The following is a 22930-nucleotide window of genomic DNA, read 5'->3' as shown; positions in this document are numbered from 1 at the left end:
CCTACCGCACCAGCGACCGGCCGCGGTCCGGAAAACCTCAGCTCGTACCCGGGAGAACGCCATGACCAGCCCGCACCTCGACCCGAACCGCAAGATGGACTTCGTCTTCCTCCTCGAAGCCCGCGACAGCAACCCCAACGGTGACCCGGACGCCGGCGGAATGCCCCGCACCGACCCCGTCTCCGGACAGGGCCTGATCACCGACGTCGCCCTCAAGAGGAAGATCCGCAACACCGTCGCCCTCCTCAACGAGGAGGAGAACAAGCCCGGCTACGACATCTACGTCGAGGCCGGCGTCGCCCTCAACAGCCAGCACGAACGCGCCTACGCGGCCGACGCCGCCGGCTCCGAGGCCAGCCAGCTCGACGCACAGCAGTGGATGTGCCGGACCTTCTTCGACGTACGCATGTTCGGCGCCGTCATGACGACCGGGCAGAAGAACCGCCAGGCCGGCCGCGTTCGCGGCCCGATCCAGCTCACCTTCTCCCGCTCGGTGGACCCGATCACCCCCTTCGAGTTCGGCATCACTCGCGTCACCCCCACCAAGAGCGAGGACCTCGAGAAGAAGACCACCGAGATGGGCTCCAAGCACATCGTCCCCTACGGTCTCTACCGCGGCGAAGGCCACTTCAGCGCTCCCCTCGCCGGCCGCACCGGCGTCACCAGCGACGACCTTGCCATGTTCTGGCGCGCCTTCACTCTCATGTTCGACCATGACCGTGCCGCGGCCCGCGGCGAGTTGAACCTTCGAGGTCTGTACGTCTTCACCCACGACGACAAGTTCGGCAAGGCCCCCGCCCGCCAGCTCCTCGACCGCGTCACTGTCAAGGGACCCGGTGATGCCACCGCCCGCGCCTTCAGCGACTACCAGGTGGACGTCCACGAGGCCGACCTGCCCGAGGGCATTTCTCTCACCACTCTGATCGGATGACCGTCGCATCCCGCCAGGGCGGAGAGGCAGAGCAGGCCCAAGTCCCCCTCTCCGCCCTGGAGCACTACACCTACTGTCCGCGCCAGTGCGGTCTGATCCTCCTCGAGGACTCTTTCGCCGACGACGCGGCCACTGTGCGTGGCACCCTCCTCCACCAGCGCGTCGACACCCCCGGCAACCGCGGCCGCGGCACCGTGCGTACTCTCCATGCCCTGCCCGTCTGGCACGACGGCCATGGACTGACCGGAATCTGCGACACCGTCGAACTGCATGCGGACGGCACCGTCCTCCCCGTCGAGCACAAATCGGGCCGCTACCACCCCGGCGGCCCCGCCGACGTCCAGGTCGCCGCCCAAGCCATGTGCCTCGAGTACATGTTCAAGCAACCGGTCACCACAGCGGCCATCTACTCCGGCACCGAACGGCGACGCCACACCGTCACCGTCAACGAGGCCCTCCGCACCCGCGTCCTCGATACGACGAACGCCGTCCGCAACCTCCTGAGCCACAACCACACACTCCCGCCCCCCGTCGCCGACAGCCGCTGCCGACGCTGCTCCATGGCCACCGACTGCATGCCCAAACTCCTCGCAGGCACCCACCGCTACCAGCAGGCCCTGCACGACCTGTACCTCCTCGACGACACCCAGGACATCGACGAGTGACCACCGAACTCCTCAACACCCTCTACGTCCAGACCCAGGGCACCGACCTGCGGCTGGAACAGGACACCCTCCGCATCCACCTTCCCGACACCCCCGGGCGCCGCACACTGCCCCTGCGACGGCTCGACGGCATCGTCGTCTACGGCCACATCAACCTCTCCACAGAACTCATCACCCGCTGCGCGCAGGACAAGCGGCCCGTCACCTGGATGAGTAGAGGCGGCCGCTACCTGGCCCGCCTCGACGGCGCCGTCCGCGGCAACGTCCTTCTCCGGCACGCACAGCACCAGCGCCATGACGACACCGACGCACGCCTCGGCATCGCCCGGAACCTCGTGGCCGGCAAGATCCGCAACAGTCGGTGGATCCTGCTCCGAGCCGCCCGTGACGCCGCACTCGCCCGCCGCGAACACGTCCGCAAGGCCGCAGAAGATCTCGCCGCGGCTATCGACAATCTCGGCGCTGCGGAGTCCATCGATGTCGTCATGGGCATAGAAGGCCAGGCAGCCCGCAACTACTTCGCTGCCCTCCCTCACATCCTGAGTACCGCCACCGACCTACCGCCCTTCACCCACCGCAACCGGCGTCCGCCCACCGACCCCGTCAACGCGGCGCTCTCCTTCACCTACGGTCTCCTCCGCAGCCTTGTGCACGGAGCCCTCGAACAGGTCGGCCTCGACCCGTACCTCGGGTTCCTCCACGGCCTCCGCCCCGGCAAACCGGCCCTCGCCCTGGACCTGATGGAGGAATTCCGCCCCGTCCTCGCCGACCGCTTCGCCCTCACCCAGTTCAACCGTCGGCAACTGCGGGCCAGCCACTTCGACCATCTCAGCGGCGGCGCCGTGAGCCTCACCGAGGACGGCCGCAAAGAACTGATCGGAGCCTGGCAGGAGTGGAAGACCCAGACCTGGGAGCATCCCATCGCCGGCCGGGAGGTACCCGCCGGCCTCCTCCCAGTCGTCCAGGCTCGCATCCTCGCCCGCCACCTGAGAGGCGAACTCCCCGGCTACCTCCCCTGGACAGCTGCCTGATGGACCTGCTGCTCACCTACGACGTCGACACCACCAGCCCAGCCGGCCGACGCCGCCTTCGCCGCGTCGCGAAACTCTGCGAAGGCCACGGACTGCGAGTCCAAAAATCCGTCTTCGAGATCGTCACCGATGAGAAGACGCTCCTCAAGCTCCTCCACGACCTCGACCAGATCATCGACTCCGACACCGACAACATCCGGCTGTACCGGCTGCCCGCCGACGGTTTCAACCACGTCCAGACCCTGGGCATCGCACAGATCCAGCCCCACCGTGAAGACCTCATACTCTGACGAACCATGATGTCCGCTGCCCGGCCGACGGACGGATGCGATTTCCTCCCGCACGCCCGCTTCGGAACCGGAAGCACGCACACGACACGCGGATCGCACCGAAGTCGAATGTCCGCATTGGGCAGCTCCGTCACCCGCTGCTCACCCACACCGCAGCGAGCAGTACGCTGTTTCCGCTGCTCAGGCAGCGTGGCGGTCACCTTCCGGGGTGGCCGAGGATCGCAACATCCACGACGACGCCATCGCCCACGACATCCGCGCGTGGCGGTCACCTTCCGGGGTGGCCGAGGATCGCAACATCCCGTGCCAGCGGAGGACGGCCTGGCCTTCGTCGAGTGGCGGTCACCTTCCGGGGTGGCCGAGGATCGCAACCGCCGAACTCCAACACCGTCATCACCGGCCGGCTGGTGGCGGTCACCTTCCGGGGTGGCCGAGGATCGCAACCTCAGCCAAGAGGAGTTCGCCCGGGAGATCCAGAGTGGCGGTCACCTTCCGGGGTGGCCGAGGATCGCAACCACCTGACCGACCCCGACCTGCGCGAGCCGGCCTCCCGGTGGCGGTCACCTTCCGGGGTGGCCGAGGATCGCAACGTGCCCACCCGGATGGACCAGCCGACCAGGCGGCCGGGTGGCGGTCACCTTCCGGGGTGGCCGAGGATCGCAACCGTGAGTTGCTGGACCTGCTGAGGCAGGCCGTCCAGTGGCGGTCACCTTCCGGGGTGGCCGAGGATCGCAACTCCGGTGACCTGTCCACCAGCGACGTGGAGTCCGGCGTGGCGGTCACCTTCCGGGGTGGCCGAGGATCGCAACGACAAGATCGGCGGCACCATCACGGGTGGCCTCACCGTGGCGGTCACCTTCCGGGGTGGCCGAGGATCGCAACACCAGGCCTTGCGCGGCCTGAATGCCGGCCTTGTACGTGGCGGTCACCTTCCGGGGTGGCTGAGGATCGCAACTACCCGGCCAGCGCGAGCGCCCGGACGTCACCGGGGGTGGCGGTCACCCTCCGGGGTGGCCGAGGATCGCAACTCGTTCCTGGCCCAGCCGTCGCCATCGCAGTGGTCGCCCTGGGCGCCGCGTGGCGGTCACCCTCCGGGGTGGCCGAGGATCGCAACGCTGTAGCTCGACTTGCGCCAGGCGACGGCGGTGAGGTGGCGGTCACCCTCCAGGGTGGCCGAGGATCGCGTCTTCTCTGCCGACGCGGGGGGGTTTCGTAAGTCAGTGGCTATGCATCAGGCAGTCGGGGAACCGGGCCCCTTGAGGGTGCTGAGGAAGGCGGTCCAGGCGGTGGCGGGGAAGTGGAGGACCGGGCCGTGCGGGGTCTTGCTGTCTCGGACGGGGACAACGGCGGGGAAGCCATGGGCAACCTCGACGCAGTTGTCTGCTCCTCCGTCGCTGTAGCTCGACTTGCGCCAGTCAACGGCATCAAGATCGGTTGTACGGCTCATGATCGGAGCTCCTCCAGGACGCGCTCGATGAACATCACCGAGTCCTGTGGCGTCAACGCCACGTCTCGCACCCGATCGTAGGCCAAACGGAACTTATGGATATCGTCAGGCTCTTCGAGCAGTTCGCCGGACGTGTTGCCTTCCAGGTAGGCAACAGAGGTTCCGTCAGGTTGCCACAACAGGTGGAGTGAGCCCCTGTTGAGCGGGTGAACCCCCGCGCTGAACGGCAGTACCTGGATGGTGATCGTGGGCTGGGCTGCCGAGTAGACGAGGTGGAGCAACTGGTCGTCCCAAATCTTGGGGTCGGCCACAGTGCGCCGAAGTGCCGCTTCATCGATGATCACTCGGATGACAGGTTTGGGCTTTCGGTGAAGCAACTCCTGACGCCCGATACGCGCGACGACCTGTTCTTCCAATGCCTCTTCATCCGGTTGCGCCTGCCACAGCGACAGCACAACCCTGGCGTACGCCTCCATCTGAAGCAGACCAGGAACGCCAGGGGTGTACATGTGCATCACGTTGGCCGTGGCCTCCAGCCGCATGAACGCCTTGTACTGGTCCTTGAACACCTCCATCCGCGCCAGCTTCCACAGCCGAATCAGCAGGTCCCCGGTCTCGTAGTACGTGTCCAGGTCCTCCATCACCGGTCGCTTGGAGATGCGTTCGGCGGCCTCCAGCCGGTACAGGTAGCTCTTGTCGTAGTTGGTGTCCTCGGCGAGCTGGCTCAGCGACTTGCCCGCCTTCTCGCGGAGGTAGCGCAGGGTGCTGCCGAGCGCGCCCCGTGCGGAGTCCTCGTTGCCGTCGTGCTGCTCCGGCCGTACGTTCATCGGCCAACTCCCCTGTCCCTCGTACCGCGTCCGCTGCCTCGCGGAGCGGCAACGCGTCGGCCCTGGCCGTGCCATCTGCTCAGCGTGATGCTTCGAGTGCAACACGTGACGGACAACCGGAGCAGGTAAATGACGGACAAGGAACTCGAAGCGGTGATGGACGGCATTCAGCAGGCGGAGGCCGTGCGGGAGGAGTTGGGGGTGGCGCTGGCCGGTGTCGGGATCACACTGCCCTCGCTGGCGCTGGACGTTCCCACGGTCGCGGCATGCCATGCCGTCCCGCTCATCGACCTCGGGCGCTGCAACCTGGAGACCGCTCGCAGGCTCGCGGCCGTTCTGCGGGCAGCCGGAACGGCGCGGTGAGCAGGGAGACGGAGCCGCTCACGGCTGAGGAGCGGCGCCTGATGCTGCGGTTACTGGTCTGCCTGAGGAACGGCCTGATGTGCGAGGCCGAGGAAGGCCGGGACGAGTCGCCGCCGGAGTCCGCGCCGCGGGAAGACGGGCGACCGCTGAGCGAGCGGCTTCGGGAACTCAACCACTGGAGCAGTCACCGGGACGGCCTGCGGTGACCGGACGGCAGTCGGACGTGGACTGGCTCGCACCGCCTCGGGGAACGGAAAGCCTCCCGCGCGGCAGCCTGGTGGAGGACCCGGAATCCGGGCGCGTGGGGATCCTCCAGGACGTCACGGCGTACGTGCCTCCCTGGCGAGGGGATCAGCGTCCGCGCCCGACCGCGTTCGTACGTCCCGTCGGCGGGGGCCGGGAGTGGACCGCGCCCCCGGAGCGGTTGCGTCGGGCCGACGGCCGGGACCGTGGGGGTGAGTACGGTCCCGGCCGGCCGGGATGACGGTCCGCGCCGTCAGTGGTTGCGGGGGAAGCCCAGGTCGATGCCGGAGGGGGCGTCGGAGGGGTCGGGCCAGCGGGTGGTGACGACCTTGCCGCGGGTGTAGAAGTGCGTGCCGTCGTTGCCGTAGATGTGGTGGTCGCCGAAGAGGGAATCCTTCCAGCCGCCGAAGGAGTGGTAGCCGACGGGGACCGGGATCGGGACGTTCACGCCGACCATGCCGGCCTCGACCTCCAGCTGGAAGCGGCGGGCGGCGCCGCCGTCCCGGGTGAAGATCGCGGTGCCGTTGCCGTACGGCGAGGAGTTGATGAGGTCCAGGGCCTCCTCGTAGGTCTCGGTGCGCAGCACGCACAGCACCGGGCCGAAGATCTCGTCCTGGTAGGCCTTCGCGGACGTGGGCACCTTGTCCAGCAGGGAGATGCCGATCCAGTGGCCGCCCTCGTGGCCCTCGACGGTGTGGCCGGTGCCGTCCAGGACGACCTCGGCGCCCTCGCCCGCCGCGTTCGCCACGTAGGAGGCGACCTTGTCGCGGTGGGCCTTGGTGATCAGCGGGCCCATCTCGGAGGCCGGGTCGTTGCCGGGACCGATCTTGATCTTCTCGGCGCGCTCGCGGATCTTCTCCACCAGGGTGTCGCCGATCGCGCCGACGGCGACGACCGCGGAGATCGCCATGCAACGCTCCCCCGCCGAGCCGTAGGCGGCGGAGACGGCGGCGTCGGCCGCCGCGTCCAGGTCGGCGTCGGGCAGCACCAGCATGTGGTTCTTGGCGCCGCCCAGGGCCTGGACGCGCTTGCCGTTCGCCGAGGCGGTGGTGTGGATGTAGCGGGCGATGGGCGTGGAGCCGACGAAGGAGACGGCCTTGACGTCGGGGTGGGCGAGGAGGCGGTCGACGGCGAGCTTGTCGCCGTGGACGACGTTGAAGACGCCGTCCGGCAGCCCGGCCTCCGAGAGCAGTTCGGCGAGGCGGACGGCGGCCGACGGGTCCTTCTCGGACGGCTTCAGCACGAAGGTGTTGCCGCAGGCGATGGCCAGCGGGAACATCCACAGCGGCACCATCGCCGGGAAGTTGAACGGGGTGATGCCCGCCACGACGCCCAGCGGCTGGCGGATCGAGGCGACATCGACCCGGCTGGCGACCTCCGTGGACAGCTCGCCCTTGAGCTGCACGTTGATCCCGCAGGCCAGGTCGACGATCTCCAGTCCGCGCGCCACCTCGCCGAGCGCGTCGGAGTGCACCTTGCCGTGCTCGGCGGTGATCAGTTCGGCGATCTCGTCGCGGTGCGCGTCCAGCAGCGCCCGGAACGCGAAGAGCACGGAGGTCCGCTTGGCCAGGGAGGACCGCCCCCAGGTCAGGTACGCCTCCTGGGCGGCGGCGACCGCGGCGTCCACCTCCTCCACGGAGGCGAACGCGACCTTCGTGGTGACCTCGCCGGTCGCCGGGTCGGTCACCGGCCCGTACGTGCCCGACGTGCCTTCGGCGGTCTTGCCGCCGATCCAGTGGTTGACGATCTTCGTCATGGCCTAGAACTCCTTCACAGAGGGCGGCGCCGGGTTCGGACGTACCGTTCCTGCACCTCACGTGCCTTGGATTCATCACACCAGGGCCGGGCGTGTGGCGCGCCCGACACACTGTCGGGCGTTCCGGTCTCCCCGTGGACGACTGGGGCCGGGGACCTCCGGCGCGGGGCCGTAGCGGGCGGGGAGTCATCGCACGCACACTTCGCTCCTGCCAAAGCAAAGCGGCCTCCCGCGCCGGAGGCGATCGGTGCCGGGGCGGGCCGTCAGCGGTGCCCCGGGGTGCGGCCGGAACGCGCCCGGCCGACGTGCAGGTCGGTCATCGCACGGCCCCCGCGGTGACCGCCGCCTCGATCTCGTCCTCGGTGGGCATCGCGGAGGAGCACTCGAGCCGGGAGGCGACGATGGCTCCGGCGGCGTTGGCGTACCGCATGGTCCGCTCCAGGCTCCAGCCGGCGAGCAGGCCGTGGCAGAGGGAGCCGCCGAAGGCGTCGCCGGCGCCGAGGCCGTTGAGGACGTTCACCGGGAGCGGCGGGACCTCGGCGCTCTCGCCCGTGGCGCTGACCGCGAGGACGCCCTTCGGTCCCTGCTTGACCACGGCGAGTTCGACGCCGGCGTCCAGCAGCGCGCGGGCGGCGGCGTGGGGTTCGCGGACGCCGGTGGCGACCTCCACCTCGTCCAGGTTGCCCACGGCGACGGTGGTGTGGCGCAGGGCCTCCTGGTAGAAGGGGCGGGCCCGGTCGGGGTCGGGCCAGAACATCGGGCGCCAGTCCAGGTCGAAGACGGTGGTGCCGGCCTTGGCCCGGTGGGCGAGCGCGCCGAGGGTCGCGGTGCGGCTGGGCTCCTCGCTCAGTCCGGTGCCGGTGACCCAGAAGACGCTCGCGTCACGGATGGCGTCCAGGTCGAGTTCGTGGGCGTCGATCTCCAGGTCGGGGGCCTTGGGCAGGCGGTAGAAGTACAGCGGGAAGTCGTCCGGCGGGAACACCTCGCAGAAGGTGACCGGGGTGGGCAGCCCGGGGACCGCGGTGACCCAGCGGTCGTCCACGCCGAAGCCGCGCAGCTCCTGGTGGAGGTAGGTGCCGAAGGGGTCGTCACCGGTGCGGCTGATCACCGCCGTGTGCCGTCCGAGGCGGGCGGCGGCGACCGCGACGTTCGTCGCCGAGCCGCCGAGGAACTTGCCGAAGGAGGTGACCTGCGGAAGCGGGACACCGGTCTGGAGCGGATAGAGGTCCACTCCGATGCGGCCCATGGTGATCAGGTCGTACGCCATCGCGATCGCGTTCCCTTCGTGCCGTGTCGCGGTGTCCGGTGCTCCCGGGTCGTCTTGGTACGGCTCTCCCCCGGTTTCTAGTCGTGCGGCGAAGCCCTGTCAATGTTTTGTCCAGACATACGGACCAGATCTCGACAGGACCTCCTCGGGCCCGGCCGTTCCGGACGGTCCGGTCGGCCCGGCAGGCCCGGTCGGACCGCCCCGGACGGATCGACCCGCCCCGCCGACGGGCCGGCGAGGGCCTTTGCGTCACTTGTGTCACAAACACCCCGCCCCTGTCACAGATGTCCCGCACAGGCGACTCTTCCGTCACGTCCCGCGCACAACCGCCGACCCTCTCCGTAACGCGTCGTTCACCGGGCAGAACGCTGGGTGATCGCCAGCGCAGCACCCGGCTCCCCCTGACGGCCGCCCCCTGGCCGCCTCCGTGGTGCTCGCGGGGAGGAACGACGCATGACCGACCGACGCCTGTGGTCGTACAAGGACATCGCGGCGCACATCAAGGTGCAGCCGGACACCGTACGCTCCTACCGCAAGCACGGTCTGCTGCCCCCGCCCGACCACGTGGAGAGCGGCAAACCGTACTGGTACGCGGACACGGTGCGCCGCTGGGTGGCGGCCCGGCCCGGCAACCGGAGCCGCAGGGACTGACGGACCGACCGATCCGTACGGCACCGCCCGCGTCCGGCCCCGGCCGGACGCGGGCGGTTCTCACCTCCAGGGCTCGATGACCGTCGCGCCCGCGCCCGGTGCCGTGCCCATCGCCGCCAGGGCCGACGGAACGGCGTCCAGGCCGATGGTGCGTGTCACCAGCAGGTCGGGGCGCAGGACGCCTGCCCGGACCAGCTCGAGCATCGAGGGGTAGGCATGTGCGGCCATGCCGTGGCTGCCGAGGAGTTCGAGCTCCAGGGCGACGGCGCGGGCCATCGGCACCGGGGTCGTGCCCGTCGGTGAGGGCAGCAGGCCGACCTGGACGTGGCGGCCCCGACGGCGCAGGCCGTTCACGGAGGCGGCGCAGGTGGCGGGCGAGCCCAGGGCGTCCAGGGAGAGGTGGGCGCCCCCGCCGGTGAGGTCGCGGACCGCGGCCGCGGTGTCCTGTGTCCCGGACCCGTCCACGCACTGGGCCGCGCCGAACCTCCGGGCCAGGTCCAGAGCCCGGGGGGACACGTCGACGGCGACGACCCGGGCGCCCGCGGCCGCCGCGATCATCACGGCGGACAGGCCCACCCCGCCGCAGCCGTGCACCGCGACGAACTCCCCCGCCGCCACCCGGCCCTGCTGCACCACCGCCCGGTAGGCCGTGGCGAAACGGCAGCCCAGGGAGGCGGCCGTCGCGAAGGACATGCCCTCGGGGACGTCGACCAGGTTCACGTCGGCGTGGTCCAGGGCCACGTACTGGGCGAACGAGCCCCAGTGGGTGAAGCCGGGCTGGGTCTGCCGCTCGCACACCTGCTGGTCCCCGGCCGCGCAGGCCGGGCAGCTCCCGCAGGCGCAGACGAAGGGGACGGTGACCCGGTCGCCGACCCGTCGGCCGGTGACCCGCGCGCCGACCGCCTCGACGACACCGGCGAGTTCGTGGCCCGGCACGTGCGGCAGCGTGATGTCCGGGTCGTGGCCCTGCCAGCCGTGCCAGTCGCTGCGGCACAGGCCGGTGGCCTCGACCCGCACCACGACCCCGTGCTCCGCGGGCTCCGGGTCCGCGACCTCCCGCACCTCGGCCGGTTCCCCGTACCGCTCGAACACCACCGCCCGCATGGCCGGCCCGCCTTCCGTCCGCGCCGGCGGCGCGGGGGCCGGTGCGGAGTGCCGTACGCATCCCCCCGGCGCACCCCCGCCCCTTCCCGGCGATCACCGTTTGCGGCGGAACGCTATCCGCGAACCTCCGCCTTGTCGCGGGTGGCTCCTTGATCCGGGAGCCCCGGCGGTCCTGGATTCATACCCCCTAGGGGTATAAGCTGAAAAACGTGGCCCCCGCAGGCCCCTCCACCCCGCACGTCTCGACGAGGGAGTAACGACATGACCACTCAGACCGACATCCAGGGCTCCGTCACCGCCACCTACAAGGTGAGCGGCATGAGCTGCGGCCACTGCGAGGGCGCCGTCTCCGGCGAGATCTCCGGGCTTCCCGGGGTCGCCTCGGTGAAGGCCGTCGCCGCCACCGGCGTGGTCACCGTCGTCTCCGCGGCCCCGCTCGACGAGGAGGCCGTCCGCGCCGCCGTCGACGAGGCCGGCTTCGAGCTGGTCGGCAAGGCCTGAGGACACGGTGGACCGGCCGGCCTTCGCCGCACCGGCCGACCCGCCGCCGAAGGGCGTTTCATTGAGATCTCGACCTGATGAACCGTTCCTAGTCAGTGAGCAGGAGTGAGTCCTGGACCCATTCCTGCTCACTGCGGACCTCCCGAACGGTGTTGGGTGTCCTGGTCGCCCGCGTTCGCTCCGCGTCCGGCGACACGGATCGTGTCCGTGGTCCGGGAACGCGGGGGCGGGGTCCCTCACGCCCCCGGGCACGGTGTCCGGCCTGGGCGGTCCGATGCCCCACACGATCACTCCGGTCGTGTGGGGGCGGTGCCGTCCGTCGCCGGACACGGTGCCCGAGGGCGCGCCTTCCGATCGCGACGCCGGCGGCGTCGTGACGGGTGGTCCTGCGGTTCTTCGAGGTGAGGGGCTTCTGCCAGTGCTCGGCTCCCCAGCGGGAGGTGTAGGCGGGGTCGACGACGACGACGGCGATGCCGAGTTCGGCCGCCATCGACACCAGCCGTGCCCGCAGCCTGGCGACGGGCATGCCGCTGATGAGCCTGCGGAACCGCTTTTTGCGGCCGTGCTTCTCCCGCGTCTTCTCCGCGCCGAAGTCCAGGTCCTCGACCGCGATGGCGACGCCTTCGCGTCGAGCCCAGTGCAGCAGTCGGGTGAGGGCGTGCCGCACCTGGGCGTCCCGGTGCTGGGCAGTGCCGTCGAGGTCGTAGCGGAAGCGGCGGGGCTCACCCATCGGGTTGCCGTGCTCGTCCAGCCGCCAGGCGGCGAGGTGGTCGGCGTTGGTGTCCACGCCGATCAGACCACCCGAGCGGGCCTGCCCCAGGGGAACGGTCTGGACCGGGGGGATCGTCCAGGAGGCCGTGAGGTACCAGCGGTCACGGTCCACGTCGTAGTGGATGCGGTAGGCCACCGCCCGGTTCGCGGACACGCGGTCGGCCCACTCCTGGCCCCGGTGCCGGAAGTCGATCCGGCCGGTGAGGACGTACCGGCCGTGCGGGGCGTTGGCCAGGTGCGCCAGCGGGGCAGGCAGCTTGATGCCGGCCCCGCCGTCGGGGCTGACGCGGATGGTCTCGTTCCCGCAGGGCTTGCCCGACTCCCCGTCTGCCTGCAGGAACCAGCGTTCGGCCTCCCAGCGCTGCCGCCACTGCCCGGCGGTGAGCCGGGCGGCTTCCAGATGGTGCCGGTTGCGGGCCAGCTGCTTCCCGCCCCGCACCACGTGCACGACACCGGCCGCACGATCGGACCGCTCGCGTTCCAGCCGGTCCTCCAGCACATGCAGGCGCCGGGTCTTGGCGAACCACTCCCGCCGGGTGCGGTAGCCGCCCGGCGCCCGCTTGGATCCCCTCTCACCCACGGGCAGGGACAGCCGGTGAGCGATCGTCTCGACGCCCGCTTCCAGCCCCTGGATGTGCGCGAGCTGAGCACGACGGGACAGCGCCCACTGATCGTGCGACGCCTTGGTGATCGACCCGGCCCAGCGGGACGAGGACTCGGCGGTCAGGGCGCGCTTGCGCTCGGCCCAGGTGTCGGTGGAGTGCTCCGGGCCGTCGGCACACCTGCGCTTGAGATCGGCGGAGGCCAGCGAGCCGAGGTGCGCGCCGACCAGCCGCAGCACCTCCTCGTCCTCGCTCGTGACGCCCTTGAGACGGGTGCGGATGCTGACGCCGGTGGGTCCGTCGGCGACGAACGGCGCCTTGATGGCCCTGAGCGGCTTCTTCTTCGGCTCAGCCATGCCCGGCGGCCTCCAGCGCGGCCCGGGCACGGCTCTTCGCCGACCTGCGCCCGTACCGGCGGGCACAGAACCACGTCAGCGCCTCGGTCATGTCCCGCACCAGGTCGTCCTCGGCCCCGCCGGCGTCCAGGACGACCAGACGGCGGCCCGTCGCGGACAGGGCGGCCTCGACGAGTTCGGTGTTCATCCGGCCCAGCCGGTCCCGGTGCTCGACCACCACCGTGGCCACCTCGGGGTCGGCGAGCAGCCGCCTGGCCCCCGGCCGACGGCCAGTCAACCCCGAACCGACCTCCGGCTCGACCCGCACCACCCGATGACCGGCCTGCGCCGCCCACCGTGACAGGCGAGCCACCTGACGCTCCAGATCCGCCTTCTGCTCATGCGACGACACCCGGGCGTACAGACCCAGCCCGCCCACCGCCGCGGGCACGGCAACAGCGTCGATGTTCACCAGGATCGTGCGCGGACCCACCCTCCGGGCAGGCACCGGCAACGTCCCCTCACGGAACCACCGGTACGCCGTCTGCGGATGCACACCCTGCGCCCTGGCCCACTCCGTCAGATTCACAACCGGACAACGACACTCACCCGTGCAGGGTTACGCTCACTCACTCGGCTTTATGGAACAGCAGCCGAGAACCCCTGGAGTCCGGTACGACCTTTCACATAAGCTCTTCACAAGGCGTACGCACCGCCCTTACGCAAGGGCCCCATTGGGCGATAACGGGGCCCTTGCGCAGGTAACGGACATACGCAGGAGACGCAGATCACAGTGAAGTGAACGTAACCATCGAAGGGGTTCGAAGGTCTAAGTTGGCGATGTCGGGAAGCGTCTTGGGGGGCGTGACCCGGCACCTGGGGATGTCTTTGGGGGACTTTCCCAGAACGCGTTGCCGGGGCACGTACATCGGGGAGCTTTGAGCGGCCCTCCCGACCGTGCGCTGTCCCGGCAGACCGCATGAGAACAGTGGGCTCCGTTCTGCTCATTGTGCTCGCACAGCGATTCAGGCGCTGTTCTTCACAGACGCCCGGCCGGATCCCGTGGGGGGAATCCGCACCGGGACATGGGAAGGCGCCCTGACGTCGGCCCGTGGGGGGACCGGCGTGGGGCGCCTTCTCGCTTTCCCGGGACTCGGGTTTCGGCCCCGAGCGGCCCGGCCCGCCGACGAAAACGCCGGACGGCACACCCCCGGGGGCATGCCGTCCGGCGTTCGCGTGAGCGACCGGTGTCGGTCAGCGCTGCTCGACCGGGATGAAGTCCCGCTCCACCACGCCCGTGTAGATCTGGCGCGGGCGGCCGATGCGGGAGCCCGGCTCCTTGATCATCTCGTGCCACTGGGCGATCCAGCCCGGAAGGCGGCCGAGGGCGAACAGGACCGTGAACATCTCGGTCGGGAAACCCATGGCCCGGTAGATCAGGCCGGTGTAGAAATCGACGTTCGGGTAGAGGCTGCGCGAGACGAAGTAGTCGTCGGAGAGCGCGTGCTCCTCCAGCTTGAGCGCGATGTCCAGCAGCTCGTCGGACTTGCCGAGGGCGGACAGCACCTCGTGCGCGGCGGCCTTGATGATCTTGGCGCGGGGGTCGAAGCTCTTGTAGACCCGGTGGCCGAAGCCCATCAGGCGGACGCCGTCCTCCTTGTTCTTCACCTTGCGGATGAAGGAGTCGACGTCGCCGCCTTCGGCCTGGATGCCCTCGAGCATCTCCAGCACCGACTGGTTGGCGCCACCGTGCAGCGGGCCCCACAGGGCGGAGATGCCGGCGGAGATCGAGGCGAACATGTTCGCCTGCGAGGAACCGACCAGGCGCACCGTGGAGGTCGAGCAGTTCTGCTCGTGGTCCGCGTGCAGGATGAGCAGCTTGTCCAGGGCGGAGACGACGACCGGGTCGAGCTCGTACTCCTGGGCCGGCACCGAGAAGGTCATGCGCAGGAAGTTCTCGACGTAACCGAGGTCGTTGCGCGGGAAGACGAACGGGTGACCGATCGACTTCTTGTACGCGTAGGCCGCGATGGTCGGGAGCTTGGCGAGCAGCCGGGTGGTGGAAAGGTTGCGCTGGCGCTCGTCGAACGGGTTGTGGCTGTCCTGGTAGAAGGTGGACAGCGCCGAGACGACCGAGGACAGCATGGCCATCGGGTGGGCGTCGCGCGGGAAGCCCTTGTAGAAGTTCTTGACGTCCTCGTGCAGCAGGGTGTGCTGCGTGATGTTGTTCCTGAACGTGCTGAGTTCGTCGACGGTCGGCAGCTCACCGTTGATCAGCAGGTAGGCGACCTCCAGGAAGGAGGAGCGCTCGGCCAGCTGCTCGATCGGGTACCCGCGGTAACGGAGGATGCCCCCCTCACCGTCCAGGTACGTGATCGCGGATTTGTATGCGGCGGTGTTGCCGTAGCCGCTGTCCAGCGTCACCAGTCCGGTCTGGGCGCGGAGCTTGCCGATGTCGAAGCCCTTGTCGCCGACGCTGCTGTCGACCACCGGGTAGGTGTACTCGCCGTCGCCGTACCGCAGTACTACAGAGTTGTCGCTCACGTCTTCCCTCACCGACGTAGTGCCTCATCTTCGAGGTGCCCTGACTGTCTCTACCATCCCCCATTTGGCCCAGGAGAGTGCACTCGGGGTCGACCATCGGGCCCATTGACGGCACTGAGTGCCGCCAACTTTCTCATCCTGCCCGCTGCGTTCCGCTTCCGGAAGCCCTTGTGACCTTTACGACTCATTTGATCGATCATTTTTCTTCCGGGGTCGGGGCGAAGGACCGCAACAACGGCGGATCAGGCGCCCGCGAGCCGGAAGTCGAGCGCCGTGCAGCGCCTGCCCGCCGACACCGTGCGGACCGCCTGTCCGATCGCCCTGCGGGAGCCGACGAGGACGACCAGCCGCTTGGCCCGGGTGACCGCCGTGTAGAGCAGGTTGCGCTGGAGCATCATCCAGGCTCCTGTGGTCACCGGGATGACGACGGCCGGGTACTCGCTGCCCTGGGAGCGGTGGATGGTCACCGCGTAGGCGTGGGCCAGTTCGTCCAGTTCGTCGAACTCGTACGGCACCTCCTCGTCCTCGTCCGTCAGCACCGTCAGCCGCTGGTCGACCGGGTCGAGTGAGGTGACCACGCCGACGGTGCCGTTGAAGACCCCGTTCGCGCCCTTCTCGTAATTGTTGCGGATCTGGGTCACCTTGTCGCCGACGCGGAAGACCCGGCCGCCGAACCGCTTCTCGGGCAGGTCCGGGCGGCCCGGGGTGACGGCCTGCTGGAGCAGTCCGTTGAGCGTGCCGGCGCCGGCCGGGCCGCGGTGCATGGGGGCGAGGACCTGCACGTCCCGGCGCGGGTCGAGGCCGAACCTCGCCGGGATGCGGCGGGCGGCGACGTCCACGGTGAGCCGGCCGGCCTCCTCGGTGTCGTCCTCGACGAAGAGGAAGAAGTCCTTCATGCCGTCGGTGACCGGGTGCTGCCCGGCGTTGATCCGGTGCGCGTTGGTCACCACGCCCGACTGCTGGGCCTGGCGGAACACGCGGGTGAGACGGACGGAGGGGACCGGACTGCCGTCCGCCAGCAGGTCACGGAGCACCTCGCCCGCACCGACGCTGGGGAGCTGGTCGACGTCGCCGACGAAGAGCAGGTGGGCGCCGGGGGCCACGGCCTTGACCAGCTTGTTGGCCAGCAGCAGGTCCAGCATGGACGCCTCGTCGACCACCACCAGGTCGGCGTCCAGCGGCCGGTCCCGGTCGTAGGCCGCGTCGCCGCCGGGCTTGAGCTCCAGCAGGCGGTGGACGGTGGAGGCCTCGGCGCCGGTCAGTTCGGCCAGGCGCTTGGCGGCGCGGCCGGTCGGCGCCGCGAGCACCACCTTGGCCTTCCGGGCGCGGGCCAGCTCCACGATGGAGCGGACGGTGAACGACTTGCCGCAGCCGGGGCCGCCGGTGAGGACCGCGACCTTCTCGGTGAGCGCCAGCTTCACGGCGGCCTCCTGTTCGGGCGCCAGATCGGCTCCGGTGCGCCCCTTGAGCCAGCCGAGGGCCTTCGCCCAGTCCACCTCCCGGAAGCCCGGCATCCGGTCCTCGCCGGTGCGCAGCAGCCGCAGCAGCTGGGCGGAGAGGGACAGCTCGGCGCGGTGGAAGGGGACGAGGTAGACCGCGGTGACCGGGTCGCCGCCCTGCGGGTCGGGCACCTTCTCCCGGACGACCCCGGGGTCCTCGCCCTGCTCAGGCTCCGCGGCCAGCTCGGCGAGGCACTCGATGACGAGCCCGGTGTCTACCTGGAGCAGCTTCACCGCGTCGGCGATCAGCTTCTCCTCGGGGAGGTAGCAGTGCCCCTGGTCGGTGGCCTGCGACAGGGCGTACTGCAGGCCCGCCTTGACCCGGTCCGGGCTGTCGTGCGGGATGCCGACGGACTGGGCGATCCGGTCGGCGGTGAGGAAGCCGATGCCCCACACGTCGGACGCCAGCCGGTAGGGCTGGTTCTTCACGACGGAGATCGAGGCGTCACCGTACTTCTTGTAGATCCGCACGGCGATCGACGTCGACACCTCGACGGTCTGGAGGAAGAGCATGACCTCCTTGATCGCCTTCTGTTCCTCCCAGGCGTCGGCGATCTTCTTGGTCCGCTTGGGGCCGAGACCGGGCACCTCGATGAGCCGCTTGGGCTCCTCCTCGATGACGGTCAGGGTGTCCAGCCCGAAGTGCTGGGTGATGCGGTCGGCGAAGACCGGCCCGATGCCCTTGACCAGCCCCGAGCCGAGATAGCGGCGGATGCCCTGGACGGTGGCGGGGAGCAGCGTCGTGTAGTTCTCCACGTGGAACTGCTTGCCGTACTGCGGGTGCGACCCCCACCGCCCCTCCATCCGCAGCGACTCGCCCACCTGGGCGCCGAGCAGCGCCCCGACGACGGTGAGCAGGTCGCCGGCGCCCCGGCCGGTGTCGACCCGGGCGACCGTGTAGCCGTTCTCCTCGTTGGCGTACGTGATGCGCTCGAGGACACCTTCGAGGGTGGCGAGCCGCCGCTCACCGGGGGCCGCCGCGGAGTGGTTGGACATGCTCCGACCGTACCGGTGGGGTGTGACAGCCAGGGTCCTGACCGGGAGACCGGGGCGGGTAGGCTCCCGCGGACGAACTCGAGCTGATGGCGGAGCGCGCATGATGCGAGACCTGTACAACGTCCGGCTGCGATCCGCCGAGGCCGAGGCCGTCGCGCCGTTGACCGACGAGGAGGAGCAGCGCTTCCGGGCCGTGCTCTTCAGCGAACTCGGGAACGAGATCGCCGACCACGGTCATGCGCGCTTCCCCGCATACACGCCCGAGGACCGCCGCCGGCTGGTCGACGTCGCCCAGCGCCTCACCGCGTACTGGGGGCAGCAGGTGTTCGTCGAGGCCGAGGACCTCACCCGCCTGAGACTCCACCTGGCCGGCCACGAGGCACGTCCGCGGACACTGCCGACGCCCTCCTGAACCTCGCCCCGGAACCAACCCGCGTACGCGTCACCCCTCCCTCGCCGCCTCCTCGGGGGCTTCGAGGAAGGGGGCGAAGGCCTCGGCCGGGAAGACGGGGGCGGCGCGGGCGCGGACCTTCGAGTCACGGACGGCCACGTGGCAGGCCCTGGGCGGCTCCCGCGTCGTGCTTCTCGCGGTTGGCGAGGACCTGGTCCATGTGGGTCTGCGCCCACTGCCTGAGCCCGCGTGTCAGGTGGTGGAGTGAGAGGCCGAGGTCGGTCAGCTCGTAGGTGACGGTGACGGGGACCGTGGGTGTCACGGTGCGGATGAGCAAGCCGTCGCGTTCGAGGGCCCGCAGGGTCTGGGTCAGCATCTTCTGGCTGACGCCCGCCAGCAGCCGGGCGAGTTCGGAGTAGCGCATCGCTTTCGGGGCGTGCGACGCGGCGGGCTGTCCGGATGCGTCACCGCCCAGTGCGCACAGGATCAGGACGACCCACTTGTCCGAGATCCGGTCGAGGAGCTGACGGCTGGGGCACACCGCCAGGAACGCGTCGTACTCCGCCTTGGCCTGCGCCCTCTGCTCGGCCTTCGTCGTCGTCACTGGTCTCCCTGCCGACCTCTGGGGTGGTTACGCACTTCGGAGTGCCTACTTCCCGAGGGGAAGCAGGTCTCCCATGCTGATGCAAGGGGGACGGAGACACCACCCCCGACAAGAAGCGAAAGGCACTGCGATGGAGACCGCCTTCACACCTCCTCTTCCCGGCGGGACCTGGAGGCTGGGTGACTCGACCGTCACCCGGTTCGGCTACGGCGCGATGCAGCTCGCCGGCCCGTGGGTCATGGGGCCGCCCGCCGACCACGACGGCGCCCTGGCCGTCCTGCGCGAGGCGGTCGGCCTCGGGATCACCCACATCGACACCAGCGACGCCTACGGACCGCACATCACGAACGAGCTGATCCGCGAAGCGCTGCACCCCTACCCGGAGTCGCTGTTCATCGCCACCAAGGTGGGCGCGACCCGCGACGCGCAGGGCGGCTGGCCCACGGCCCGGCGCCCCGAAGACCTGCGCAGGCAGGTCCACGAGAACCTCGACTCACTCGGTGTCGAGGCCCTTGACCTGGTCAACATGCGCATGGGTGACGCTCAGGGCCCTCAGCCCGGATCGATCGCCGAGGCGTTCGAAACACTTGCCGCCCTCCAGCAAGAGGGTCTGATCCGACACCTCGGCGTCAGCAACGTCACCGCGGAGCAGGTCGCCGAGGCGCGCGGCATCACCCCGATCGTGTGTGTGCAGAACATGTACAACCTCGCCCACCGCCACGACGACGACCTCGTCGACCACCTCGCCGCCGACGGCATCGCCTACGTGCCGTTCTTCCCCCTGGGCGGCTTCACGCCGCTCCAGTCCGAGGCCCTCTCGAAGGTCGCGAGCCGGCTGGAGGCGACGCCGATGTCGGTCGCGCTGGCCTGGCTGCTGCGACGCTCGCCGAACATCCTGCTCATCCCCGGTACCTCGTCCACCGCCCATCTGCGCGAGAACATCGCGGGCGCCGGGCTCTCCCTCTCCGAGGAGGACGTGGCCGAACTGGACGGCGTCGGCCGTGCGTGATCGGCCGGTACGCCGGCCGGGACCCTCTTCTCCGCGCTCCGGCCGCGTGTCGGTGGCCCCGTGAGTCGCCGTACTCCTCTGGCAAGTGGACCCGTTGCGTCTCGGTGCGGAACTCGAGGGCGATCGCGTCGATCACCTCTCGGTGGTCACGCCGCCGACCACCCCGTCTCGGCGCCCGGCCCGGGGGCAACGGCCCGATCCGCGTCCCCTGCATGAAGCTCATGTCGAAAACATGGGCGAGCTTCACCGAGCCGGCCCGCGCTCTGCCCTACGCCATCGCGGTCATGGGCGATACCCGGTTGGGCAAACCACTCGGCGCCGCGGAGTGGAAGGGGGTGGTCGTGCGCACCCGGATGCCGACCGGCGGCAAGAGCCCGGCCTCAGCTACGACCCCCTCGTCGTGGCCCCGAGGAAAATTGCCCCGAACCACCGAGTTCCTCACGGGCGAACTTGCCGTTCGAGCGGTTCGGCGAGGCCGGCACACACCCCCCGGCCGGATGCACGGCCGACACGGGTGGCACGGGTGACGCGGATCAGGTCCCGCTCCCTCACAGGGGTGGGCCGGGTTCGTGAAGGGCAGGAGGTCCGTCTCGGACAGGCGCTGCCACACCGTGCGCACCTGAGCCTGTGCGCACGAGCACCGCTTGCGCCCCTCCCGTCCGCGGACACGATCGAGAAACCGCTCGGCTTCCTCCACACAGCCCTTGTCGGTTCCAGGATTGCCTGAGCTCCAGATGGTGTCCCCTCGGGTGGTGCAGGGATTCTCCGTGGCCCCGGCTCCGTGGGGCCGGAGACGGGTGCCGTGCCGGAAACCGTGAGCAGTCGGCGGGTATGTGTCACTCAAGCGCTCACATGAGCGGCATCGGGACAGTAGTGGCCGAAGTGCTCACGACTTCGGGAGGGGGTGTCCTCCTCGGGGCGCGGACGGGCTCCCCGGCATCGCACACATCGAGACCGCACCCCGCAGGCGGACGAGGAAAACCGCCCGCGCGAACAGCCGACCGCCCCACCGAGCAGCACCACCGATAAGGAAAGCCTCATGCTCGCGGTTCGTGAAGGGACACTTCGGTGGCGTTCGTCATGGAGGTGGCGTTCGGTGCGGCGGCCGGCTCCCACACCCGGACCTCGACTCCGGGGATGGTGCCCAGCGCCTGGCGAATCATGGGCTCGACCTCATGCCAGGACAGTCCGCCGTTGCCGCATCCGAGTGGAGGGACCGCGATCGACCTGATCCCCCTCTCGATGATCTCGTCACGCAACGCGACAAGCCCCGAGGCGATGTCTTCGATACGAGAGGGCTCGCGCCAGTGACGCTTCGTCGGAAAGTTGATGACACATCTGGGGCCCGCTGCCCGCCCGACCTCATGCACGTGCATTCGGCCGACCGTCACCTCTCCGCGGTCGCAGGACGCCTTGTAGTCCTTGAAATTCTCCGGATAGGCCCGCTTGAACTGCAAGGCGATGCCCTTGCCCATGACGCCCACGGTGTTGACCGCGTTGACGAGGGCATCGACGTCCGCCAGAAGCAGGTTGCCGGTACCGCGTGTGATCACTGTCGTCCTGCTCTCGGAGGGGTAGCTCTCTTCCGCCGGCTCAGTAGTAGCACTCACGTCTGACACTCACCGAGAGTTCGGTCCCCGCCTCCTTGAGCAGGTGACAGCCGAGCCTGCTGAGGCAACGCCGACGGGGTCGGGAAGGCCGCTGGCCACATGCCCGGCAGACCAAGGGCTCCCCCGGGGCGGGTTCGGAACCCTTGCCGGAACTATCGCGGCGCCTGGGGCTTCCGATGCCTGCCGGTACCGAAACCGAGCTCCGGCACCGGCACCGGCACTGAAGCCGAGACGACCTCTGCTTCTGTCTCTCACCGCGCACTGGGGACAGCAGGTGTTCGCCGAGGCCGAGGACCTCACACGCCTGAGACTCCACCTCGCCGGCCACGAAGCGCCTCCGCGGACACTGCCGACGCCTCCTGAGCCCCGCATCGGCACAACGGCTCCGTGACGCATCACAGCGCCTTCGCCGACTCCTTCAGGGCGTCGAGGAAGGAGGTGAAGACAGTGGTGGGGAAGGTGAGGGTGGCCCGGGTGGAGGTCTTTTCGGAAGCCTCCAGAAAGTGTGCGAGTTGAGCTCTCATGGCGGCACGGTCGCCGACCCTGGTACGGAGGGCCGACTCGTGGATCACGACCTCATGGGGGAAAGCGGCTCTGCTTTGACGCGTCAGCTTGTGACGGACGCGCAGCTCAATCTCCTCTCGCGTGAGCTCGGGGCGAGGCCTCGCACCGGTGCGAGCTGGGCGCCCTCTCCGGAACCGCCCAGGGCGTTCCTTCCGGGTCGCCCTGCTGATTAGGTGAGGACTGCGGCGTGGTGGGCGGCGGCGGCCTTGTCGTAGGCAGTGGATAGCCTGCGGGAATGAGTCACGCGATGTGGGACGCCCTGGTAGCGACCCCCCTCCCGGAAGTACGGCACCGCGCGGCCGTCGTGGACGACCTCGCCGAGATCGAACCGGTGACGGTGCCCGGCGCACGCCGTCTGGCCTGGAACGACGGCGGCGGCCAGTCCGCGGTCTGGTACTTCACGGAGGACGGCCGCGTGCTGCTGCTGACGTTCGACCACGAGTCGGAGCTGAACCTGTACGCCGAGGGGGATTTCGCTCTTCAGGAGTCCCTCTACGAGGGTGTCCCCGAATCGCTCGTCGCCCTGGTCCGCGACCGTCCCGAGACCTATGAGTCGCTGAACCTCACGGACCCCGCGACGGGCCGGACGATTCACTACGCAGGCGGTGTCTTCTGGTACGACGGCACGCACTGGCACGTGTCCGACGGTCTGACGGAATACTGCCGCCGCGAGGACGCGGACCTCTTCGGGGAGTCCGGCTTCGACTACTGCCTGGACGTCTACCGCTTCGGCCAGGACCTCACCCCGGAGACCGTCGTGGCGATCCGGGACGAGAACGGCCAGTACGAGGACGAGAAGGAGAAGGAAGCGGACCTGTCCGGCGTCCGCGACGTCTTCACCCGGCACGGCTAGGGCGTTTCTTTCCGGTCATCGGATCGTCGGTCCTGTCGTGCCGTTGGCTGATGTGCGGTGGGGGCGCCTGCCCCCC

Annotated in this window: 23 protein-coding genes, 1 pseudogene and 1 CRISPR repeat array; of the genes and pseudogenes, 11 read left to right on the top strand and 13 right to left on the bottom strand. The window is 69.7% G+C overall.

Translation table 11 applies throughout. The features are described 5' to 3' along the window. Nucleotides 1-61: 61 nt before the first annotated feature. The 4 genes from cas7c to cas2 are packed head-to-tail and all read left to right on the top strand — an operon-like array spanning nt 62 to nt 2917. The gene (gene cas7c, locus ACWEQO_RS19345; protein ID WP_452984515.1) at nt 62-931 is read left to right on the top strand and encodes a type I-C CRISPR-associated protein Cas7/Csd2; all 870 of its coding nucleotides are present in this window, start codon (nt 62-64) and stop codon (nt 929-931) included. Next, a complete protein-coding gene (gene cas4 / locus ACWEQO_RS19340; RefSeq protein ID WP_452984513.1) occupies nt 928-1596 on the top strand; it encodes a CRISPR-associated protein Cas4 in 669 nt (222 codons plus the stop codon). Before cas7c ends, cas4 begins: the two co-directional genes overlap by 4 nt. Continuing rightward, nucleotides 1593-2627 carry a type I-C CRISPR-associated endonuclease Cas1c gene (gene cas1c, locus ACWEQO_RS19335; RefSeq protein WP_452984511.1) on the top strand — a complete coding sequence of 345 codons (1035 nt, stop codon included), beginning with the start codon at nt 1593-1595 and terminating at the stop codon, nt 2625-2627. The genes cas4 and cas1c overlap by 4 nt, the downstream gene beginning before the upstream one ends. Beyond that, nucleotides 2627-2917, top strand: a complete 291-nt coding sequence (gene cas2 / locus ACWEQO_RS19330; protein ID WP_452984509.1) for a CRISPR-associated endonuclease Cas2 — start codon at nt 2627-2629, stop codon at nt 2915-2917. Before cas1c ends, cas2 begins: the two co-directional genes overlap by 1 nt. A gap of 189 nt (nt 2918-3106) precedes the next feature. Beyond that, nucleotides 3107-4104: a CRISPR direct-repeat array (repeat unit 37 nt; unit sequence GTGGCGGTCACCCTCCGGGGTGGCCGAGGATCGCAAC). A 44-nt stretch (nt 4105-4148) separates the two neighbouring features. Here cas2 and ACWEQO_RS19325 read toward each other — a convergent pair. Next, on the bottom strand, nt 4149-4364 hold the full coding sequence (locus tag ACWEQO_RS19325) for a DUF397 domain-containing protein (RefSeq protein WP_452984507.1): 216 nt from the start codon (nt 4362-4364) through the stop codon (nt 4149-4151). Next, entirely contained in the window at nt 4361-5191 is an 831-nt protein-coding gene (locus ACWEQO_RS19320) for a helix-turn-helix domain-containing protein (RefSeq protein WP_452984505.1), read from the bottom strand. The genes ACWEQO_RS19325 and ACWEQO_RS19320 overlap by 4 nt, the downstream gene beginning before the upstream one ends. 129 nt (nt 5192-5320) lie before the next feature. Between ACWEQO_RS19320 and ACWEQO_RS19315 the strand changes: the two genes are divergently transcribed. After that, on the top strand, nt 5321-5554 hold the full coding sequence (locus ACWEQO_RS19315) for a hypothetical protein (RefSeq protein ID WP_361449585.1): 234 nt from the start codon (nt 5321-5323) through the stop codon (nt 5552-5554). Beyond that, nucleotides 5551-5760: a hypothetical protein gene (locus ACWEQO_RS19310; RefSeq protein WP_361449582.1), complete on the top strand. Its 210-nt coding sequence runs from the start codon at nt 5551-5553 to the stop codon at nt 5758-5760. Before ACWEQO_RS19315 ends, ACWEQO_RS19310 begins: the two co-directional genes overlap by 4 nt. 290 nt (nt 5761-6050) lie before the next feature. Here ACWEQO_RS19310 and mmsA read toward each other — a convergent pair whose 3' ends face one another. From mmsA to iolC, 3 genes and pseudogenes are all read right to left on the bottom strand, one after another. Further along, nucleotides 6051-7553, bottom strand: a complete 1503-nt coding sequence (mmsA, locus tag ACWEQO_RS19305; RefSeq protein ID WP_361449579.1) for a CoA-acylating methylmalonate-semialdehyde dehydrogenase — start codon at nt 7551-7553, stop codon at nt 6051-6053. A 129-nt stretch (nt 7554-7682) separates the two neighbouring features. Then, nucleotides 7683-7816 (bottom strand): annotated as a pseudogene (locus tag ACWEQO_RS19300) (5-deoxy-glucuronate isomerase); the annotation flags it as partial. Nucleotides 7817-7869: 53 nt separating this feature from the next. After that, the gene (iolC, locus tag ACWEQO_RS19295) at nt 7870-8820 is read right to left on the bottom strand and encodes a 5-dehydro-2-deoxygluconokinase (RefSeq protein WP_452984502.1); all 951 of its coding nucleotides are present in this window, start codon (nt 8818-8820) and stop codon (nt 7870-7872) included. Between the two features lie 453 nt (nt 8821-9273). On the opposite strand from iolC, the gene ACWEQO_RS19290 reads away from it, so the two are divergent. Further along, entirely contained in the window at nt 9274-9471 is a 198-nt protein-coding gene (locus ACWEQO_RS19290; protein WP_202277257.1) for a helix-turn-helix transcriptional regulator, read from the top strand. A gap of 60 nt (nt 9472-9531) precedes the next feature. On the opposite strand, the gene ACWEQO_RS19285 is transcribed toward ACWEQO_RS19290, so the two are convergent. Further along, on the bottom strand, nt 9532-10575 hold the full coding sequence (locus ACWEQO_RS19285) for a zinc-dependent alcohol dehydrogenase family protein (protein ID WP_452984499.1): 1044 nt from the start codon (nt 10573-10575) through the stop codon (nt 9532-9534). Nucleotides 10576-10836: 261 nt separating this feature from the next. On the opposite strand from ACWEQO_RS19285, the gene ACWEQO_RS19280 reads away from it, so the two are divergent. Beyond that, the gene (locus ACWEQO_RS19280) at nt 10837-11076 is read left to right on the top strand and encodes a heavy-metal-associated domain-containing protein (protein ID WP_452984497.1); all 240 of its coding nucleotides are present in this window, start codon (nt 10837-10839) and stop codon (nt 11074-11076) included. Between the two features lie 88 nt (nt 11077-11164). Here the strand turns inward: ACWEQO_RS19280 and ACWEQO_RS19275 are convergent, their stop codons facing one another. The 4 genes from ACWEQO_RS19275 to recD2 all read right to left on the bottom strand — a co-directional run bounded on the left by ACWEQO_RS19275 (nt 11165) and on the right by recD2 (nt 17823). Next, a complete protein-coding gene (locus ACWEQO_RS19275; protein WP_452984495.1) occupies nt 11165-12805 on the bottom strand; it encodes an IS200/IS605 family accessory protein TnpB-related protein in 1641 nt (546 codons plus the stop codon). Next, nucleotides 12798-13373, bottom strand: a complete 576-nt coding sequence (locus ACWEQO_RS19270) for an IS607 family transposase (protein ID WP_452984493.1) — start codon at nt 13371-13373, stop codon at nt 12798-12800. The genes ACWEQO_RS19275 and ACWEQO_RS19270 overlap by 8 nt, the downstream gene beginning before the upstream one ends. A 665-nt stretch (nt 13374-14038) precedes the next feature. Further along, nucleotides 14039-15328, bottom strand: coding sequence for a citrate synthase (locus tag ACWEQO_RS19265; protein WP_452984491.1), 1290 nt, complete (start codon nt 15326-15328; stop codon nt 14039-14041). Between the two features lie 242 nt (nt 15329-15570). Beyond that, nucleotides 15571-17823: an SF1B family DNA helicase RecD2 gene (recD2, locus tag ACWEQO_RS19260; protein WP_452984489.1), complete on the bottom strand. Its 2253-nt coding sequence runs from the start codon at nt 17821-17823 to the stop codon at nt 15571-15573. A 100-nt stretch (nt 17824-17923) separates the two neighbouring features. On the opposite strand from recD2, the gene ACWEQO_RS19255 reads away from it, so the two are divergent. After that, a complete protein-coding gene (locus tag ACWEQO_RS19255) occupies nt 17924-18235 on the top strand; it encodes a hypothetical protein (protein ID WP_452984487.1) in 312 nt (103 codons plus the stop codon). Nucleotides 18236-18359: 124 nt separating this feature from the next. On the opposite strand, the gene ACWEQO_RS19250 is transcribed toward ACWEQO_RS19255, so the two are convergent. Beyond that, nucleotides 18360-18818 carry a winged helix-turn-helix transcriptional regulator gene (locus ACWEQO_RS19250; protein ID WP_452984485.1) on the bottom strand — a complete coding sequence of 153 codons (459 nt, stop codon included), beginning with the start codon at nt 18816-18818 and terminating at the stop codon, nt 18360-18362. Between the two features lie 130 nt (nt 18819-18948). Between ACWEQO_RS19250 and ACWEQO_RS19245 the strand changes: the two genes are divergently transcribed. Then, nucleotides 18949-19827, top strand: a complete 879-nt coding sequence (locus tag ACWEQO_RS19245; protein WP_452984483.1) for an aldo/keto reductase family oxidoreductase — start codon at nt 18949-18951, stop codon at nt 19825-19827. Between the two features lie 1037 nt (nt 19828-20864). On the opposite strand, the gene darG is transcribed toward ACWEQO_RS19245, so the two are convergent. Next, nucleotides 20865-21380, bottom strand: a complete 516-nt coding sequence (gene darG / locus ACWEQO_RS19240; RefSeq protein ID WP_452984481.1) for a type II toxin-antitoxin system antitoxin DNA ADP-ribosyl glycohydrolase DarG — start codon at nt 21378-21380, stop codon at nt 20865-20867. 452 nt (nt 21381-21832) lie between these two features. Next, a complete protein-coding gene (locus tag ACWEQO_RS19235) occupies nt 21833-22351 on the bottom strand; it encodes a Scr1 family TA system antitoxin-like transcriptional regulator (protein WP_452984479.1) in 519 nt (172 codons plus the stop codon). On the opposite strand from ACWEQO_RS19235, the gene ACWEQO_RS19230 reads away from it, so the two are divergent. Then, nucleotides 22237-22854 (top strand): hypothetical protein, encoded by a 618-nt coding sequence (locus ACWEQO_RS19230; protein ID WP_452984477.1) that lies wholly within the window; start codon nt 22237-22239, stop codon nt 22852-22854. The genes ACWEQO_RS19235 and ACWEQO_RS19230 overlap by 115 nt on opposite strands. Nucleotides 22855-22930: the final 76 nt, after the last annotated feature.

The organism is Streptomyces sp. NPDC004051, assembly GCF_053604275.1.
Note: the sequence above shows the minus strand (reverse complement) of the source record. Positions and strands in the feature narration are given on the sequence as shown.